This window comes from Pontiella agarivorans (genome assembly GCF_034531395.1).
Classification (GTDB): domain Bacteria; phylum Verrucomicrobiota; class Kiritimatiellia; order Kiritimatiellales; family Pontiellaceae; genus Pontiella; species Pontiella agarivorans.
Genome location: NZ_JARVCO010000012.1, coordinates 647,666 through 666,085, shown reverse-complemented (window position 1 = coordinate 666,085; position 18,420 = coordinate 647,666). Strand labels below are relative to the sequence as shown.

Annotated in this window: 16 protein-coding genes; 4 read left to right on the top strand and 12 right to left on the bottom strand. The window is 53.2% G+C overall.

Going from position 1 to position 18,420, the window contains the following annotated elements:
- Positions 1-2: 2 nt before the first annotated feature.
- From P9H32_RS15660 to gpmI, 7 genes are all read right to left on the bottom strand, one after another.
- On the bottom strand, positions 3-281 hold the full coding sequence (locus P9H32_RS15660; protein WP_322609856.1) for an HPr family phosphocarrier protein: 279 nt from the start codon (positions 279-281) through the stop codon (positions 3-5).
- Positions 274-1,212 carry an HPr(Ser) kinase/phosphatase gene (gene hprK / locus P9H32_RS15655; protein WP_322609855.1) on the bottom strand — a complete coding sequence of 313 codons (939 nt, stop codon included), beginning with the start codon at positions 1,210-1,212 and terminating at the stop codon, positions 274-276. The genes P9H32_RS15660 and hprK overlap by 8 nt, the downstream gene beginning before the upstream one ends.
- A gap of 88 nt (positions 1,213-1,300) precedes the next feature.
- The gene (gene hpf, locus P9H32_RS15650) at positions 1,301-1,597 is read right to left on the bottom strand and encodes a ribosome hibernation-promoting factor, HPF/YfiA family (protein ID WP_322609854.1); all 297 of its coding nucleotides are present in this window, start codon (positions 1,595-1,597) and stop codon (positions 1,301-1,303) included.
- A 19-nt stretch (positions 1,598-1,616) separates the two neighbouring features.
- A complete protein-coding gene (lptB, locus tag P9H32_RS15645; protein WP_322609853.1) occupies positions 1,617-2,354 on the bottom strand; it encodes an LPS export ABC transporter ATP-binding protein in 738 nt (245 codons plus the stop codon).
- On the bottom strand, positions 2,355-3,422 hold the full coding sequence (locus tag P9H32_RS15640; protein WP_322609852.1) for an LptA/OstA family protein: 1,068 nt from the start codon (positions 3,420-3,422) through the stop codon (positions 2,355-2,357).
- Entirely contained in the window at positions 3,419-3,907 is a 489-nt protein-coding gene (locus P9H32_RS15635; RefSeq protein ID WP_322609851.1) for a hypothetical protein, read from the bottom strand. Before P9H32_RS15635 ends, P9H32_RS15640 begins: the two co-directional genes overlap by 4 nt.
- 88 nt (positions 3,908-3,995) lie before the next feature.
- The gene (gene gpmI / locus P9H32_RS15630; protein ID WP_348534507.1) at positions 3,996-5,645 is read right to left on the bottom strand and encodes a 2,3-bisphosphoglycerate-independent phosphoglycerate mutase; all 1,650 of its coding nucleotides are present in this window, start codon (positions 5,643-5,645) and stop codon (positions 3,996-3,998) included.
- A 263-nt stretch (positions 5,646-5,908) separates the two neighbouring features.
- On the opposite strand from gpmI, the gene P9H32_RS15625 reads away from it, so the two are divergent.
- A complete protein-coding gene (locus P9H32_RS15625) occupies positions 5,909-9,433 on the top strand; it encodes a laminin G domain-containing metallophosphoesterase family protein (RefSeq protein ID WP_322609849.1) in 3,525 nt (1,174 codons plus the stop codon).
- Positions 9,434-9,503: 70 nt separating this feature from the next.
- Here the strand turns inward: P9H32_RS15625 and P9H32_RS15620 are convergent, their stop codons facing one another.
- The 5 genes from P9H32_RS15620 to P9H32_RS15600 all read right to left on the bottom strand — a co-directional run bounded on the left by P9H32_RS15620 (position 9,504) and on the right by P9H32_RS15600 (position 14,783).
- On the bottom strand, positions 9,504-10,298 hold the full coding sequence (locus P9H32_RS15620; protein WP_322609848.1) for a phospholipase A: 795 nt from the start codon (positions 10,296-10,298) through the stop codon (positions 9,504-9,506).
- A gap of 96 nt (positions 10,299-10,394) precedes the next feature.
- On the bottom strand, positions 10,395-12,200 hold the full coding sequence (aspS, locus tag P9H32_RS15615) for an aspartate--tRNA ligase (RefSeq protein WP_322609847.1): 1,806 nt from the start codon (positions 12,198-12,200) through the stop codon (positions 10,395-10,397).
- Positions 12,201-12,211: 11 nt separating this feature from the next.
- Complete coding sequence (hisS, locus tag P9H32_RS15610) at positions 12,212-13,453, bottom strand: histidine--tRNA ligase (RefSeq protein WP_322609846.1); 1,242 nt, start codon at positions 13,451-13,453, stop codon at positions 12,212-12,214.
- A 94-nt stretch (positions 13,454-13,547) separates the two neighbouring features.
- Positions 13,548-13,829: an HU family DNA-binding protein gene (locus P9H32_RS15605; protein WP_130594406.1), complete on the bottom strand. Its 282-nt coding sequence runs from the start codon at positions 13,827-13,829 to the stop codon at positions 13,548-13,550.
- 150 nt (positions 13,830-13,979) lie between these two features.
- The gene (locus tag P9H32_RS15600; RefSeq protein ID WP_322609845.1) at positions 13,980-14,783 is read right to left on the bottom strand and encodes an efflux RND transporter periplasmic adaptor subunit; all 804 of its coding nucleotides are present in this window, start codon (positions 14,781-14,783) and stop codon (positions 13,980-13,982) included.
- A gap of 196 nt (positions 14,784-14,979) precedes the next feature.
- On the opposite strand from P9H32_RS15600, the gene P9H32_RS15595 reads away from it, so the two are divergent.
- The 3 genes from P9H32_RS15595 to P9H32_RS15585 are packed head-to-tail and all read left to right on the top strand — an operon-like array spanning position 14,980 to position 18,370.
- Positions 14,980-16,392: an SLC13 family permease gene (locus P9H32_RS15595; protein WP_322609844.1), complete on the top strand. Its 1,413-nt coding sequence runs from the start codon at positions 14,980-14,982 to the stop codon at positions 16,390-16,392.
- Entirely contained in the window at positions 16,389-17,882 is a 1,494-nt protein-coding gene (locus P9H32_RS15590) for an ATP-binding protein (RefSeq protein WP_322609843.1), read from the top strand. The genes P9H32_RS15595 and P9H32_RS15590 overlap by 4 nt, the downstream gene beginning before the upstream one ends.
- A complete protein-coding gene (locus tag P9H32_RS15585) occupies positions 17,879-18,370 on the top strand; it encodes a response regulator (protein ID WP_322609842.1) in 492 nt (163 codons plus the stop codon). Before P9H32_RS15590 ends, P9H32_RS15585 begins: the two co-directional genes overlap by 4 nt.
- Positions 18,371-18,420 lie beyond the last annotated feature (50 nt).

The following is an 18,420-nucleotide window of genomic DNA, read 5'->3' as shown; positions in this document are numbered from 1 at the left end:
AATCAATCCTCGCCGAATTTGTTAACAAACAGCTCCTCGATCTCGTCCATGGCCTCCCGGGCATCGGCACCCGATGTGGTCACGGTCATGATACTTCCCGGGTAGCCTTCAATGGTCATAAGACCCATAATGCTTTTGCACGAAACCCTATTCCCATCTTTTTCAATGAAAATGTCGCAGTCGTATTTACCAGCGGCTTTCACCAGCAATGCGGCCGGTCGGGCATGGATGCCGTATTCGTTTAGCACCTCAAACTTTTTTTCCAGGGTCTGATCAGCCATTACGCACCCGCCCTCTTGTGAGCCTGCTGATAATTTTATCATCCAGCTCTTTTGCTGCATCATGCCCCAGCTCTTTCAGCTTCTGATTCAACGCAGCCACTTCAACAATATTGGCCATATCACGGCCTGAACGGACCGGCAACGTAATGTACGGAACCTTAACCCCCATGATTTCGATGGTTTCCGGCTGTACCCCCGTGCGATCTTCGTTACCGGTCGGATTTTTCAGGTCCACCACCAAATCGAGTTCGGTCTGCCGGCGAATCGCAGCCACCCCGAACAGACTCGGCACATGAATAATCCCCAGACCGCGGATTTCCATATGATAGCGCGTCACTTCATTGGCCCAGCAAACAAGCCGACTGCGGGAATTTCGACGAACTTCGGTAACATCGTCTGAAACCAGGCTGTAACCGCGCTCGATGAGTGCCAGCGCCGTCTCACTTTTTCCAATCCCCGGATCTCCCCGGAGGAGCACTCCGATACCCATAATTTCAAGACAGGTACCCTGAATGCGTTCTTGAGGAGCGGTCAGCTCTTCGAGAATAACCGTGCACTCGTTTACAAAATTCATAGTCACCATCGGCGTCCGAAAAACCGGAACCCTGTGCTTTTCAGCCAGTTCAATCATTTCTTTCGACGGTTTTCGGTTCCGCGTAATGACAATCCCCGGAATCTGCTGATCAAAGAGATCCACCAGCCGTTTTGAACGCTCCGCCTGTGGAAGGCTTTTCATATACGTAAATTCAGCCAGCCCGAAAATCTGCAGACGCTGATTCGCGAAATACTGAAAAAAACCAGTCATTGCCAGCCCCGGACGGTTCATCGTGGTTTCGGGCAGTTTTCGATCAAGAAACTGCTCGCCCGCAATGATGCTGAGCTGCAGCTTTTCTGCACCTTCGTTCCACAGAGTTTTAACGGTTATGGCCACGGTCGGTCTCCAAATTCTATTTAGTACATCAGAATGAAGAATTTACCACCTGAATAGCAACCCTTCATTCTGAATTCTTCACGTATCTTTACTTATGATGATCCTGCACTTTATCGCGCTCTTTACGCATCTGGCGCTCAGCATGCTCAATGGAGCGATCAATCGCATCATACAGATTCTCCGATCTCTCCTTTGCCGTGACGCGAATATGATTCGAACCCTGTATGATAATTTCCGATATATTTTCCCGCGCTTCCAGATCGAGAATGACCCGAATATTTTCTATTCGGGGGAACACACCCAGACATCGCTCCAGCTTTTCTTCCACATGAGCCTTGATGTTGTCGGTGACATTGAGATGCCGTCCTGTAATGCTAACTTGCATGGGTTGCTCCTTTCGTTTTTTACATACTGAACCGCGGACCCAGATAAAGTTCACGGCTCATTTCGTCATTCACCAAAAAGTCACTGTCCCCCTCACGCAGCACCTGACCGTCGCAAAGCAGATAGGCCCGATCCACCACTTCCAGCGTATCGCGTACGCTGTGATCGGTAATCAAAACCCCCAGTCCCTTTTCTTTCAACGTCTTCACAATTTCCTGCACATCAGCAACCGCAAGCGGATCCACCCCGGCAAATGGTTCATCCAGCAGAATAATCGCCGGGTTCGTGACCAATGACCGGGCAATCTCCAGCCGCCGGCGCTCACCGCCGGAAAGCGTATACGCTTTCTGTTTCGCCAGTTTTGTGATTTTCAGGTCATCCAGCAATTGCTCGAGGCGCTCCTTTCGTTCTTTGGACGAAAGCGGAAGCGTCTCCAAAATGGACATTACATTTTCCTGCACCGTAAGTTTCCGGAAAATTGAAGGTTCCTGTGAAAGATAGCCCATACCCATACGCGCCCGTTTGAACATTGGGGTATGGGTAACATTTTTCCCCCGGAAAAAGACCTTGCCCTTCGTCGGTCTGATCAGCCCCACAATCATGTAAAAACTGGTGGTTTTGCCCGCGCCATTGGGGCCCAGCAGCCCGACAATTTCACCGGCCTTGACATTCACATCAACTTCACGAACGACCTTGCGGCCTTTATATGCCTTCACCAGCTTTTCGGTCCGGATCAGATAGGTTTCTTCAGCAGCCATTTATTCGTCTAAATCTTTCAGGAATTTTGCTTTGGTTTCCTCGTCCAGATAGAGCAGCACACGGGCATTCGGCTCGCATAGCAACCGCCGATTTTCATGCCAAAACAGAATTCGGTCACCCGTCATCACATTAAGTCCCTGCTTCACCTTCGGCTCATCTTCAAGCGTAAATTTTCCCTCATCAGCATGGTACAGCGCACGCCCGGCCAACGCTCTCCTGTCGTCTGATTGGATTATTACCCCGCCGACCGCTTCTATCCAATCAATTTCGTGTTCATCTTTCAGAAAAAGGCGTACCCGATCACAGTTCATGGCCGCTCGCGGATCGCGCACGCGCACATTACCCACCAGTTCAGCAACGCCCTGAGCCTCATCATACACCGCCCGGTCGGAACGTATCTCCGTATCCAGTTCCGCTCCGCCTTCAACCCCTTCAAGTTCCAGGGCTGAATCACCGCTAATTTCCAGTAAAGCATTCGGCTCGCAAATCATTCGTCGGTCATCGCGCACCCACAGCTGAATCCGCTCGCCCGACAACCGGTTACCGGCCTGAGCAACCGATGCCCGCCCCTCCAGCTTCACAAAACCGCTGTGATGATTGTAAATCACATGATCCGCTGTAGCGGTACGATTGCTGCTGACCAGCGTCACACGGCCTTCGGCCTCAATAAACTCCACGGTATTCGAAACAGAAAAGCGCCCGATTAATGCATCTGCCGTCAACCGGCCTTCATCATCCTGCACCACCACCCGCTCATTCAGCATAATGGAACGCAGATCATAATCCAGCGTCAGACCTCGGCCACTCAGCAGTGTTTCCCCCGCTTCGCGCTCCACCGCCTTCATGGCTTCCAGCCGTTGGAAAAACGGAGCAAATTCCTCTCCGACCGCGGGTCCGGAAGTCGGCACCCGGCTTTCCGGCATCCGTCCGGGATCCGGGACCGTTTCGGCATCCGCGGCAATCGCTTCGATATCGGCCCACTGAGACTCATCCATCTTGGTATCGCTCGACGGCGAACATGAGACCAACAGCAACAGCGCCGCAAAAACAAGGAAGTCCCGGATCACAAATCCACCCCTTCCATCTCGCGCGCGCCCTTCTTAATCAGTACCCGGGAATCTTCGAGAATCTCAAAACGATTCTGAGCCGAACTGAAACGGAATCCACGCCCGGCCACCGTCATCTGCTCCATTTCGATCAGCACTTCCCCATCGGAATAAACCCTCAGGACTTTTACATCTCCCGCTTCATCCAGCGTCGTAAAACACTGCGGCGCATAAATGGTCATGATCACCCGGCCCTTGTCATACACATCAATCCGGATGTTTTTAACTTCAACCTTCGCATTATCGAGGAGCTTTGCATACCCTCCGAAAATACGAGCCTGCAGCTCTCCGTTCTCACCATAGTACGGGACATTAATGCCCTCAATCCCATCCCCGGAATCGAAATAATCATACAGATCAACAGAATTTCCAACATCTGGAACCTGCGCAGATACAATTCCGCACAAAACAGTCAAGACCAAGGCTGATTGCAGAGTGAACTTCATAGAATACTTGATAACAGAAGAACGCAAAGGGCGCAAAGCAATCCATGCACACCTTCGCGTCCTTCGCGAACTTCAGATTGAAAGGACTTTAACCAACGGTCACCAAGCTCGGGGTGTAATCCTCCGGTGCTTCATAACCCAGCAGCGTGATACAGGTGGCCGCCAGATTGGCAATACCCGGTTTTTCAACATCGGCCTTTTCAGCGTGCGCCGCATCGGACGGATCATAAACAAACACCGGAACCGGATTCAGCGAATGGGCTGTTTTCGGCTGCGGTTTTCCGTTTTCGTCCAGTTTGATTTCACCGGTTTTTTTGTCCAGCGCGCACATATCATCTGAATTACCGTGGTCGGCCGAACAGACCATAATTCCGCCGGTTTCCTTCAGCGCTTCCATAATGCGGCCGACGCCTTCATCCACCGCTTCAACCGCGACCTTCACCGCTTCGAATACGCCGGTATGCCCCACCATATCACCGTTCGGGAAATTCAGACGGATAAATTTATATTCACCGCCCTTGATCGCCGCAACGACTTCATCGGTGATCTCAGCAGCCTTCATACGCGGCGCATTTTCAAACGGGCAGACATCAGAAGGAACTTCCTTCCAGGTTTCCGTTTCAAATTTTCCGGAATTATTTCCGTTAAAGAAATAGGTCACATGGCCGAACTTCTGCGTTTCAGAAATTGCAAACTGCTTCACTCCCGCATTCGAAAGATATTCACTCATCGTGCGGTCAATGGCCGGCGGCGCAACCAGAAACAGTTCCGGAACCCCCAGGTCGCCGTCATACTGCATCATCCCCGCATACAGAACATCCGGTTTCGGACCACGCGGAAATTCGGAAAGTTCCTGAGCCTCGAAAGCCTTCGTGATTTCCAGCGCACGGTCGCCGCGGAAATTGAACAGAATCACGCTGTCGCCATCCACAATCGGGCCGACCGGCGCACCGTCACGTTCAATAACGAACGGCGGAAGATCCTGATCAAGAATCCCTTCATTTTCAGAACGGAAAACCTCCACCGCTTCTTTCATCGAAGCAAACATCCGACCTTCCGCTTTCACGTGCGTTTTCCAGCCCGCTTCAATCATCGGCCAGTTGGCATCATAGCGGTCCATCGTGATATTCTGGCGTCCGCCCCCCGAAGCCACGCAATAATCAACCGTGCCGTCCGCATTCATTTCCGCCAGAAAATTTTCGATACGTTCAACATATTCCAATGCCGAAGTCGGCGGAACATCCCGACCGTCAATCAGCGCGTGCAGACGGATTTTTTTAATACCGTCCGCTTTGGCCTGTTTCACCATCGCTTCAAAGTGCTCAAGATTCGAATGCACATTACCGTCGGAACAGAGCCCCAGAAAATGGAGCGTCGAATCCTTATCCTTCACATTGCCGGTCACTTTTTTCCAGACCTCGCCTTCATACATAGATCCGGTATTGATCGCATTCCGCACCAGTGCCGCGCCCTGGTCAAAAACCCGCCCGCAGCCGATGGCATTGTGGCCCACTTCGGAGTTGCCCATATCGCCGTCATCCGGCAGACCCGCCGCGCGCCCATGCGCCGCCACTTCGGTATAAATGGCATTTTCCTTCAGCCAGTCCAGATTCGGGGTGTTGGCGATTTTCACATAATCCGTTTCCGGATTTTTACCAATGCCGACCCCATCCATAATAACGAGAACGACCGGTCCCTCAGGACCGCTGAAAGCTTCATTTTTCTTCAACTGTTCCATGTAGTTCATCTCCTGATGTTTCCAATATTCGAAAAAGTCCGTGAAATATGCCTGTCCCGAACCGCCTTGGCAAAAAAATACGCGGGCGTTTTTAACGCGAAATAGCGCCGGCGGATGATTCGGGCCGATATACCAACGGCCTATACCTGCATCTGATTAACGTAATCTGAATCGCTGAAGCATTTCAGCCTAACTTCGACACCGCCTATTGAACGCCTTCAATTACAGCCGCAGACGGCTTATTAAATTCAAAGGAGTAATTCATGTTAAATCTGGTCTCAACGAGCACACCTCCGGGTTTCGGAAAATGTACGCTCAAACCCCTTTTCGCACCCGCATTGGCCGCACTCTGTTTTCTGGGTTCAGAAACAGATGCAGCACTTGTTGCACGATATACGTTTGATGGAAACTACAACGATGTGTCAGGTAATGGCCACCATGCTGCACCGTCCTCCGGAACGGGCTCCATCACCACCGATGCCGTCAGAGGTTCGGTTTTCAGTTCAACGGATACCTATCTCGATCTTGAAGACACACTGCCGCTGCCGCATTTTGCGGCCAATTCCTCCATCACACTGACCGCCTGGGCCAAACAAACCGCAGATCCGGGCAGCAACTATGCCTATATTCTCCAGCTGGGACAAAACGGCGACAATCCCATTGCCAGTCTGGGCATTCTTCCGGATGGCCGATTTGTTTCATACAGCGAAACCTCCCAGCCGGGTTTCAATACCGATCAGATAAACAGCCACAGCGACGGCCCGGTGGAAGACACTGATGCCTGGGCACAGTGGCACCACCTCGCGGCCGTTTATGACAGAACTGCAGATCTGGTTACACTTTACGTCGATGGAACAGTTGCAGGAACCAATGACATCTCGCTGCTCGATGATACGTATGCCTTTAACTGGACCGGGGGCAGAATTGGCGGCGACTACGGCGGCGCCCCTTATTTCCAAGGCCTGATCGACGATGTATGCATCTATGACGAGGCGCTTTCCGCATCGGAAATTGCAGCCATGGTCCCCCCGCGCATTCTGGTGGATTTCGGACTGACCAACGAAACAACCTCCAGTCCGGATGCATTCGGACATCACTGGAATAACTTTTCCGTGAACGGAAGCGCCCTCCCTGCGACAGAAACCCTTTCCACGGTGATCAGCCGCAACGGTGCAACAGCCCCCGGCGTCAGTATCTCGATAACGAATGCATTTTTCCGCGCCAGCTCCAACTCCAGCGGAAATGAAGATATCTATGTTTCAAACGCAACCGGCGATTTCTATTATATCGACAAAGGCAACGACCCTTCCGCCGCCATGATCATTGCCGGGCTCGATCCATCGGGCGATACGGTTTACGACTTCAAATTCTTCATCACCTCAAACCGCTCGGAACCCGAAGTATTTATTACCGACTTCACTGCAATGGGCACGGTTACCAACACTGCTTCTCTGGAAGCCGTCAACAACACCAATACCGTGGCATCTATCAACAGCATACAGCCACGTGCCAACGGTGAAATTGAAATTCTGATCGAAATCAACGACGCCTCCACCTCCTACGGCGGCCTCAGCGTCCTGGAAATACTCGGCCGCTCTCCTTCGGAGGCCGTCACCCCCGACCCGCAGCCGGCAGGAGCCCGCTGGGCGGAATTCGGCTCGACCCCCAATCCGCCGGCAACAGCAGGAGGCGCAAACCCGGAAGGATTGACCGCCTATGTTTTTGAAACAGATGATTCATTCAGCGGATACGTCGGAGCCGGTGAATCCCTGCGCCGCGCCGGCTTTCATGTTCAACCGCTCCCGCTCGACGAACCTCCTTTTGAATTCACTGACGATCCGGAAACCGATGTCGATCTCATCCTGTTCGGCTCTTTTGTCAGTGAAGATCCCCGGTATCAGGCCTACATGGCGGCATATGCCGATATCCTCGACGACTATGTCGACCGCGCCGGCTACCTCGTCCAGCTCACTCAGGCAGACCAAACCGAACCTCAACCATCCTTTCTCCCGGACACCCAGAATGCCACCCGCGAAGACGGAGATTTTACAGAAGCTGTGATCCTGGCACCAACCCACCAGATCATTCAGGAATTCCCGACTAACGCAGCCGGAAAAATCGCCTACACAATGCCGCACATCGGCACCCACAGCAATGATGTCGTATGGGAAGTGTTCAACGCCTTTGCCGGTTTCGAAGTCATTCTTTCCGGCGATACCCGGGCCCGTTATCCCGCTTTAATGGAAGGCGCATACGGCCAGGGACAGCTCCTGCTGGCCGCCATGGCACCGGACAAAATCCTGAATGCGGATGATGGCTCGGAACAAAGCGATGTCGACTACAGCCGATTCAATCAGAAGTTTTTTGAAAACCTCTATATCCAGACCCGTAACGTCCGCGATCGTGAGGCCGATCCAATCACCATCACGCCACAGCCCGGCGATTCCGCCATCGATGACGGTGCCTGGACCATCGCCCTTCTTCCGGACACGCAGATTTACTCCCAAAACCGTCCCGGCGTTTTCTCAGCCCAAACCGTCTGGCTGCGGGACAATGCCCGGAAATACAATATCCGCTACGTTCTGCACCTGGGCGATATTGTAAACGTTAACTCCCAACCCGAATGGGCAGCCGCACGCGAAGCCATGGGCGTCCTCGACGGCCACCTGCCCTACGCCTTTGTTCCAGGCAATCACGATTACGGGCCGAGCGGAAACGCATCCAGCCGCGACACACTGATGAATGATCATTTCCTGTTCGGAGATTATTCAGCACGCCCGCATTTCGGCGGAGCCATGGAAAACGGGAAACTGGACAACACGTATCATCTGTTTGAAGCCGGTGGTTATGACTGGATTATACTCTGCCTGGAATGGGGTCCGCGCGATTCAACGATCGCCTGGGCGGATTCAATTCTCGATGCCCATCCCAACCGCAAAGCCATCCTCGTCACGCATGCCTATATGAACAATAACGACCTGCGTTACGATCACACCGACACGGAAAATCCTCAAAACTACAATCCGCACAACTACAGCACACCGGGCGGAGTCAACGACGGTGAAGAACTGTGGCAGAAACTGGTGAAAGAGCACGATTTCGTGCTGACCGTCAACGGTCATGTTCTGGGCGACGGCACCGGATTCCGCACAGATGCCAACAATGCCGGCCAGAACGTCCATCAAATGCTCGCCAACTATCAGTTCCTTTCGCCCTTTGGAGGAAACGGATATCTGCGCCTGCTGATTATCAACCCGGACGGAACTGTTGAAGTCAAGAGCTACTCCCCGCTCTACAACAACTTCCTCACAGAGACAGACCAGGAATTCGCGTTCGATTTCGAATGGTATGCCCCCGCCGACACCAACAGCAACGGCCAGCCGGATTACTTCGACGATACGCTCGATTCCGACGGCGACGGCCTGAGCAACTACCGCGAATTCGTAGTGCTAGGCACAGACCCCTTCGGAACCGACAGTGACGGCGACGGAATTCCGGACGAAGACGAGATCGCCATCGGCACCAACCCTAGCGTCAGCGACAAGCAGATCAACGATGCCCTGCTCAATCATGGAACCCGTTTCGGCCTCTATACGGAACAGGAGATTCTTGATCTCAATCTGAGTCATCTCATGATTACACCCGACGGAAGCAACTTTGTCCTGAACCTGCAACTTGAGTACTCCGACGATCTTACAAACACTCCATTCGAACCGGTCGGCGAGCCCGTTGAGTGGACACTCCCAAACAACGGCATCAAAGGATTCCTGAGAGTCCGGGGCGAATAATCAAATCATAAACGCCAGGGAGCAAATACAGCTCCCTGGCGCTCTGTCTGAAAAAAACAGCTTCGCTCAACTATCGTGAAATAGCGACTCCCAGCCGATAGCTAAAAGTTTCCTCATCGTAAAGACGCAGATTTTCGCCATATCCGTAAAACAGCTGGCCAACCACAAACAGATTCACCGGACGAATCGGATACGACGCCGTCAATTCCACCGCCCCGTTCCAATCTCTAGAACCTTTGCGCAGCATCACCTCACCGGCCAGACCATCATTTTTACCGGTTTTAAGCGTCAGCTCCCCGAACCCGTAATAGTCCGAAATATCATCCATCTCTTCACCGACATAAAGCGGTGCCCAGATTTTCAGCGCAACTGCCCGTTGCCAATTCCCGGAATCTCCCCAGGTCCACGTCGGTTGCAGATTCAGCCGATCCCACGTCCGGCCGTATTGCTCATCCCGCCCGTTCGATTCATGCTGATATCCAAACTGCAAATCCACCCGGGCTTTTCCAGCCTCTGGAAAAAAGTCGTTCCAGCGCCAGAAGAATTCCGGACTGAAATAGCTGTCCATATAATTGTTCGGATACGGCGCCGAATCCTTTTCCAGATCCCAAAACATCGTCTGCGTGTAAGCAAAAAACAGATTATCGAGCGCCTTTTTCCACCCCTCATCAAACGTACCCTCGTCCACAAAACGATATTTGAACGAAAACTGAAGCTCCGCCTCAAGAATCGGATCCGCCCCGATCACCGCATAATTCGACTGGTAAAAGGAGATGCCCTGCCCCGCGGTTTCCAGAGATTGGAAAACAGACTCCGCCGCCCCGGCCGAAACCGCCAGCCCTGTTGCTAAAAAAAGAGTCTTCATGGCCCCACTCTATCCAATCCCCGGCAACCGGAAACAAAAAAAGCCGCCCGCAACGGACGGCTTTTTCCAAGGTTTGGAAAATTCCGAAGATTGGAATTATTCCGCAGCCTCATCTTTACCCTCTTCCTTCTCGGCCTTTTTCGGCAGATGCAGGCGGAGGTGCAGATCACGGATCTGGTTGAATTCCACGTCGCCCGGCGCATTCATCAGCAGGTCCTGCGCTTTCTGGTTCATCGGGAAGGCAATCACCTCGCGGATGTTCGGCTCGTCGGCCAGCAGCATGACCATGCGGTCAACCCCCGGGGCAATACCGGCATGCGGCGGTGCGCCGTACTGGAAGGCTTTGTGCAGCGCCGGGAACTTGTTGGCCACCACCGATTCATCGTAGCCCGCAATATCGAAGGCTTTGATCATCATTTCCGGGCTGTGGTTACGCACCGCACCGGAAGAAAGCTCCACCCCGTTCACGACGATGTCGTACTGGTAGGCCAGAATATCCAGCGGATCTTTGTTTTCCAGATCATCCATTCCGCCCTGCGGCATCGAGAACGGGTTGTGCGAGAATTCCACTTTGCCCTCATCGTCGAGCTCATACATCGGGAAATCGACAATCCAGCAGAACTTGAAGACATTCGGATCAATCAGGTCCAGGCGTTTGCCAAGCTCGTCACGAACGTGTGCGCCGATTTCCGTCGCTTCTTTCGCTTTGTCGGCAATGAAGAACATGACGTCGCCGTCTTCCACATTACCCAGTTCCTTCAGTGCGCTGAGCGTTTCCTCGGAGAGGAATTTAGCGATCGGGCTCTGCACTTCACCGTTGTTCCAGCGCAGGTAGCCGAGCCCTTTCGATCCGACGCCCTGGGCAAATTTGATCATGTCGTCGAAGAACTTGCGCGACTCGCCGGCACAGCCTTTTGCCGCGATGGTCAGCACCTTGCCGCCGGAAGCAACGACGCCGGCAAAAGCCTTGAAGTCGCAGTCGCGGAACAGCTCCGTGGCATCCTGAATAATCAGCGGATTACGCAGGTCCGGTTTGTCGGTGCCGTATTTCGACATCGCTTCTTTGAACGGAATGCGGGTGAACGGAATATCATCCACCTGCTTGTCGGAGAATTCGGTGAACACGCTGTGCAGCACCTTTTCGTTCACTTCAAAAACATCGTCCTGCGTGGCGAAAGCCATTTCCATATCGAGCTGATAGAATTCCCCCGGCGAACGGTCGGCACGAGCATCTTCATCGCGGAAACACGGCGCAATCTGAAAATAGCGATCAAACCCGGAAGTCATCAGCAACTGCTTAAACTGCTGCGGCGCCTGCGGCAGAGCGTAGAATTTTCCGGGATGCACGCGGCTTGGCACCAGATAGTCCCGCGCGCCTTCCGGCGAGCTGCTGGTCAGAATCGGCGTCTGCATTTCCATGAACCCTTCCGCCGTCATCAGCTCGCGCAGACGACTGATGATTTTCGAACGCAGAATCAGGTTGTTGTGCAGACTTTCGCGGCGCATATCGAGAAAACGATATTCCAGACGCAGCGCTTCGTTGCAGTCTTCATCCTTGGAAACCTGAAACGGAATCACCTTGGATTCGCCCAGCGTTTCCATCTCTTCCGCCACCAGTTCAATTTCACCGGTCGCAAGATTCGGATTAACCGCCTCTTCAAAACGGGCAACAACCTTTCCGGTAAAGCAGATCGTGGATTCAACACGCCAGTGCTCAACGCCTTTGTAGAACGGTTTCGACGGGTCAATGACCACCTGGGTCAGACCGTAGTGATCGCGAAGGTCGATAAAGATAATTCCGCCGTGGTCGCGCACACTGTGCACCCAGCCGGAAATCCTGACGGTTTCATCAATGTGCTCTTTTCTAAGTTCGCCGCAAGTATGCGTTCTGTAACGATGCATTGTTTTCTCCATTAAATTCTATCGAACAACTCCGCAAGCGGCGCATCTTCCTGCGTCCCCTGCTCCATATCTTTAATAATTAAAGTCTGGTTGGTAATTTCATCGTCGCCGCGGATAACCACCTTCGCCGCGCCGGACCGGCCGGCTTTGCGCATCTGCGCCTTCATACTTTTCGCTGCAAGCTCCATACCGCAGCGAATACCTTTGGCACGCAGTTCAGCCGCCAGCTTCATGTTTTCCATCAGAGCTTTTTCACCGAGCGATACCAGCCAGATACCGCCTTCCGGTGCAAACTGTTCGCCGGAAATCCCACAGGCTTCCAGCGCCATGATGGCACGCTCAAAACCAACCGCAAAACCAACGCCCGGAATCCTTTTTTTACCGAGATCAATCAGATAACGACCGCCGCCGGCCAGCGCATCCTGTGCACCGAGAGCAGAATGGCTGATTTCCCAGACGGTGTGCACATAATAATCGAGCCCGCGAATGAGCTTCGGATCAACAGTCACTTCCACACCCATCGCGTCCAAAGCCTGAATGACCTGATCGAGATAGCCGCGCGAAGCCTCGCTCATAAATTCAATCGGAGAAGGAATCTGATCGACGATTTTCTGGCAGCTCTCGTTTTTACAATCGATGACGCGCAGCACATTTTCATCGATCCGGCGCTGACAGTCTTCACAAAGCTCCTGCTCATACGGACGAAGCGCCTCACGCAACCCTTCCGCCACTTTCGGCCGATCATCCGGCTCACCGCGGGTGCTCACCTTGATGGTGGAGCCGGTCAGCCCCCAGGCATCAAGCAGGCTTTTCTGCAAGGCAATGGCTTCCGCATCGGCCAGCGGATTCGGTTCACCGGTGGCTTCAACACCAACCTGATGAAACTGCCGCTTGCGACCGGCCTGCGGACGCTCGTAGCGGAACATCGGGGCAATGTAAAAAACACGCGCATTCAGCCCCTCTTCACCGCGTCCGGCCAAATGACGCATGGTTCCCGCCGTACCTTCCGGGCGCATCGCCAGTTCGTGTTTACTCGGCTTGAAGGAGTACATCTCCTTTTTTACCACGTCAGTGGTTTCGCCGAGCGAACGCTGAAAGACGGTGATTTTTTCAAGCACCGGGGTGCGCAACTCGTCGTAGCCGTAGCTGGTGAAAACGTTGCGCGCCCGTTCCTCCATCATGCGCCAGAGATAAATCTCCGGCGCCGGAATGTCGGACATGCCCTGAAGCGGCTGGAACTCGTTATTTGCCATTGGTTGATTTCCACGTGTTGATTTCCGATTTCCGGGCTGCGACGCTTCTCAATTGAATCGGCAATCGGCATGCTGGAAATCGGTAATTAAATGATTACTCCCCGGTGATCCGTTCGCGCATAATCTTGCCCGGCTTGAATTTAACCACTTTCCGGGCCGGAATGGTGACCACATTTTCCGGCTTATTCGGATTACGACCAATGCGCTGCTTGCGTTCACGGACTTCGAACACACCGAAATTACGAAACTCAACGGTATCGTCGTTTTCGAGGGCCTCAACAATGTAGTCGAGGCTCTTCTGAATCACCGCATAAACATCCTGTTGAATCAGGCCGGTTTCGTCGGCGATGCGCATTACCAAATCACGTTTCGTCATTTTGATGTATCTCCTTGATTTATAGACGTTTCAATAAAAAGAATGAATGTTTTCGCAAAAATGAACCACGGATAATAATCCGCCGCATTTCGCGGTCAAGCTAATCCGGTGATATTTAGTGAATTAGGGTGGTTTTCCAGGAGCTGGAAATCACCGTCCCAGAATATGAATAGCCAGAAACGTCCAGAACGCAAAAAAACTGAAAATTGCGAGACTCTTATTGAACAGATAAAAATGGTCTTTCGGATTAATCAGAATGGCCGGGTCGGCGGCCAGCACATCGCCCTGCTCCACCGTATCACCGTCATGAACTTTGAGGACCTGGGCATCCGCCGCAACCCATTCCTGCAGCTGACCGTTCGCCCCGGAAACGGTGATTTTACGAGCCTCTTTATCCACAGCAACAGTACCGCCAAATTCAGCAGGAACACTGTCCACCATCGTATGAGTCCCCACCCGAATCTCCATCACCTTGCCCTTGGTGGGCGAAAGCAACACAGAGGAATCGATCTTTTCCTTCAATGCATTCACTGTTGCATGAGCTTCCTCACGCGCAACCCTGGCCTGTTCTTCGCTTTTGAGAATATCGGCATAGCCCTGCTCCGACACCCCGTTTTTCTCCGCATTTTTACGGGCAAGCTCCATCATCTGATGTTTTTTCCGTTTCTCGGTAAAATCGATTTTGGCCTTTTCATACTCTGCGGCAATGCGGTCGCTGCGCAATCGGGCAATCACCTGATCTTCGGCCACGGAATCGCCGACTTCCACCAATACATCCTCAACCGTGCCGTCCTCTTCGAACGTGGCCATCATTTCACGAGGGTGTTTTCTAAGGACTTTTTCTGAAGGAAACCACGCATCTTTGATTGCCCAGAGGCAGAGAAAAAAGAAAATCGCGGCAAGCACGATAAAGTCGTTGGTTCCCTTAACATTATACTTACGTTTTGCCGGCATACACATCTCTCCCGATTACAAAATAGATGAGTACACGTTTACAAACTGCCCCGGCCTTGTCCACCCCGTATTTTGCCGGAACAGGATTATGCGAATCCTTTATCGATAAATCCATACCCAATATTTTTGTTTACCATTGCCTGTAAATTTTCTTTGTGCATAATGCACAGGTTTACTTTTCAGGGGGTTATAGAATATGACAGAGAACGCTAAGGGGCTTAACAAGACCAGAATCATCGGTCTCATCGTTGCGGTTATCGCATTCATCATTCCATTTGTGGTTCAGTTCGACGGTCTTTCCGTTGCCGGCCACCGGGTCCTCTCCATCTTTCTGATGGCGATTGCCCTCTGGATTTCAGAAGCAATCCCGCTCCACGCCACGGCGGCTCTGATTATTATTCTGGAAATCCTGTTTATTTCCGACAAAGCCATGCTTCCATTACCGGCCGGATTCGATGCCCCGTCTTATAAAGGCTTCTACGGCGCACTCGCCAGCCCGGTCCTTATGCTCTTCCTCGGCGGATTTTTCCTCGCCGACGGCGCAGCCAAATTCAATCTCGACACGAACCTTGTCCGCGTTTTGATTAAACCCTTCGGCACCATGCCCTCCCGCGTGATTCTCGGCCTGATGCTTATCACCGCCATTTTCTCGATGTTCATGAGCAACACCGCCACCACTGCCACCATGATCGCCGTGGTCCTGCCGCTCATCGCCAAACTGCCGGAAGGTGACCGCACGAAAATCGGTCTCGTCCTCGCCATTCCCGTTGCGGCCAACATCGGCGGCATGGGCACCCCCGTCGGCACGCCCCCCAACGCTATTGCGCTGGGAGCACTGGCTAAAGAAGGCGTCAACATCAGCTTCGTCAATTGGATGATCATGGTTATCCCGTTCATGCTCATCGTGCTGTTTTTCGCCTGGTTTGTCCTTGCGAAATTCTACTCCCAAAACGATTCCAAAATCGAAATCGACATCGATTCCAAATTTGAGACCACCCCGAAAGCCATTCTGTTCTACATTGTCGCCGCCGCCACCATTCTGCTCTGGTTCACAGAAAAGCTGCATGGCATCCCCTCAACCATCGTCGGCTTCATGCCGGTGGTCGTACTGCTCGCCACCGGCGTGATCAACCAGAAAGAATTCCACTCGATGCAATGGAGCGTACTCTGGCTTGTCGCCGGCGGCATCGCCATGGGCAGCGGCGTAGGCAAAAGCGGGCTGGATCAGTGGCTTATCGGACTGATCAACTGGGCGGAAATGTCGCCGGCCTTCATCGCAGGCGGCATGTTCATCGCCGCCCTGCTCATGGGCTCTGTCATTTCCCATTCCGCCACCGCCAACCTGCTGGTCCCGATCGGCATGAGTCTGGCCACCGCCCCCGGCGTCGCCATCAGCCCGGTCGCCTCCGCCGTGTTCATTGCCATCGGCTCATCACTGGCCATGGCCCTGCCGATCTCCACTCCACCGAATGCGATTGCCTACTCCACCGGTGCCATAAAAACCAAAGATATGGCCATCACGGGCATTATGTTCGGTATTCTCGGCACGATCCTTTATGCCGGATTTGCTTCCAAACTCTGGAATCTGCTTGGAATTATGCCTGAATGAGTGAGCCCTTCAACCCCCTTCAAATAGGATTGCTCAATCTCCCCAATGAAGAGATTGAGGACGGCCTCATTTCCGAGCTCGACTACCAGCTCAATTCCCCGCCCCGGCTCAGCATCGAACCGGGCGTCACCCTGTTTGAAGAGAATCAGCAGCTCAACGGCATATGGATCCTGCTCGACGGACAGGTGGAACTCTACCGTAAAGTTAATGGCGAAAAGATCATCTTTCACAAGCAGACCGCCGGGCGCATTCTCGGCCTGATTGCTCTGGCCCGGAATTCACGCGCGGTTTTTTCCTGCTGTGCCCAGACCCCGCTCAAACTGTTGCGGATCACCAACCGGCAGCTCGACGAAGCCCTGCAGAACAGCGATATTCTGCGTAATCTGCTGATTTCCGTACTGCTTCAGTCCATGGGCCGGCGGCACAAACGGCTGATTGCCCTTCAGGAAGAAGTGCTCAAACTCAACAAAGATATCGCCGCCGAACACGAACAGGTGGTCCAAACGCTGGACGAACTTCAGAAAGCCCAGGCCATGCTGGTGGAATCGGAAAAAATGGCTACTCTCGGTCAACTCTCCGCCGGCGTCGCCCACGAGCTCAACAATCCCGTCGCAGCCATCATTCGCGCCTCCGACTTTGTGCACAACGACCTGCTCGCCCTCTCAAATCAGATTGCCAACGGCCGCAGCATGCAGCAAATCCTCGACCGCTCGTTCCACTCGGAATCCGTATCCACCCGCCAGCAGCGGGCAGAACGCAAAAAACTCACTGCCGAAATCAACGATGCCGAGCTCGCCGACCGTCTGGTGAAAATCGGCATTCACAGTGCCGCGGAATATGAGTTGCTGAGCAACGATATTTCCGGCTCACCGACCGAACAGCTGGAGCAGCTCGAACTCTACCACCAGATCGGCTCCGCACTGCGCAACATCAGCAGCTGCGCCGGGCGCATCTCCGGCATCGTGCAGAGTCTGCGTTCCTACATCCACGCCGACCACCCCGAAAATGAATACATCTCCGTCCACAAAGGGATCGACGATACGCTCCTGCTCTTCTCCAACCGGCTGCGCAACGTGACTGTTGAAAAAGAGTACGGAACCCTTCCGGACATCATTGCCAACGCCGGCGAACTGAATCAGGTCTGGACCAATATCATCGGAAACGCCCTCGATGCCATGGGCAATAAAGGCCGGCTGATGATCCGGACCCGGTGCGACACCGACACCGTCACCATCGGCATCATCGACAACGGTCCGGGAATTTCGCCGGAAAATATTGATAAAATTTTTGAGCTCCGTTTCACCACCCGCAAAGGCCGCGTCGACTTCGGACTGGGACTGGGCCTTTCCATCACTAAAAATATCATTACCCGGCACGGGGGCCGCATCGACGTAACATCGGAACCCGGACACACAGAATTTTCCATCACCCTTCCCGTTGAAGGTGCGGCGGAATCTGTATTACTATCAAGTCAGGAGAACCCATCATGAAAAAAATTGCCATACTGTGTGTAGAAGATGAAGCCGAAGTCCGCGAAGCCGTCATCCGCGACCTCAAACCGTTTGCCGGCGCCTTCCGCATCGAGGCCGCCGAAGATGTCAACGACGCCCGCGACGTCCTTACCGAACTCGAAGAAGAAGGCCTTGAGCTCGGCCTTGCCTTGTGCGACCACATGATGCCCGGCGAAAGCGGCGTGGATTTTCTCGTTTCTCTTGAGAACAATGACGAATATCAGGATTCTCGCAAAATTCTCATCACGGGCCAGGCCGGCCTCGAAGATACTGTCCGGGCTGTGAATGAAGCCCAATTGCACCACTATATTTCCAAACCCTGGAACCCCGAGGAACTTCAGAGTGTGGTCAAAAAACAGCTGACCGACTACGTCATCGAAAATGCCGAAGATCTCAAGCCCTACGTCGCCTGCCTCGACGGCGCACGCCTCATGACCGAAATCGCCAAAACCGGTTCCGACCGATAAAACTTTTTAACTGCAAAAACCCGATAGAGCGCAAAAAATACCGCCTTTCG

Excerpts from the sequence above, each read along its gene's own strand:
- P9H32_RS15595 (WP_322609844.1), top strand. The coding sequence starts at position 14,980 with ATGACAGAGAACGCTAAGGGGCTTAACAAGACCAGAATCATCGGTCTC.
- P9H32_RS15625 (WP_322609849.1), top strand. The coding sequence starts at position 5,909 with ATGTTAAATCTGGTCTCAACGAGCACACCTCCGGGTTTCGGAAAATGT.
- P9H32_RS15590 (WP_322609843.1), top strand. The coding sequence starts at position 16,389 with ATGAGTGAGCCCTTCAACCCCCTTCAAATAGGATTGCTCAATCTCCCC.
- hpf (WP_322609854.1), bottom strand. The coding sequence starts at position 1,597 with ATGCAAGTTAGCATTACAGGACGGCATCTCAATGTCACCGACAACATC.
- P9H32_RS15585 (WP_322609842.1), top strand. The coding sequence starts at position 17,879 with ATGAAAAAAATTGCCATACTGTGTGTAGAAGATGAAGCCGAAGTCCGC.
- aspS (WP_322609847.1), bottom strand. The coding sequence starts at position 12,200 with ATGCATCGTTACAGAACGCATACTTGCGGCGAACTTAGAAAAGAGCAC.
- P9H32_RS15635 (WP_322609851.1), bottom strand. The coding sequence starts at position 3,907 with ATGAAGTTCACTCTGCAATCAGCCTTGGTCTTGACTGTTTTGTGCGGA.
- P9H32_RS15660 (WP_322609856.1), bottom strand. The coding sequence starts at position 281 with ATGGCTGATCAGACCCTGGAAAAAAAGTTTGAGGTGCTAAACGAATAC.
- P9H32_RS15620 (WP_322609848.1), bottom strand. The coding sequence starts at position 10,298 with ATGAAGACTCTTTTTTTAGCAACAGGGCTGGCGGTTTCGGCCGGGGCG.
- P9H32_RS15600 (WP_322609845.1), bottom strand. The coding sequence starts at position 14,783 with ATGCCGGCAAAACGTAAGTATAATGTTAAGGGAACCAACGACTTTATC.
- hisS (WP_322609846.1), bottom strand. The coding sequence starts at position 13,453 with ATGGCAAATAACGAGTTCCAGCCGCTTCAGGGCATGTCCGACATTCCG.
- gpmI (WP_348534507.1), bottom strand. The coding sequence starts at position 5,645 with ATGGAACAGTTGAAGAAAAATGAAGCTTTCAGCGGTCCTGAGGGACCG.
- P9H32_RS15605 (WP_130594406.1), bottom strand. The coding sequence starts at position 13,829 with ATGACGAAACGTGATTTGGTAATGCGCATCGCCGACGAAACCGGCCTG.
- lptB (WP_322609853.1), bottom strand. The coding sequence starts at position 2,354 with ATGGCTGCTGAAGAAACCTATCTGATCCGGACCGAAAAGCTGGTGAAG.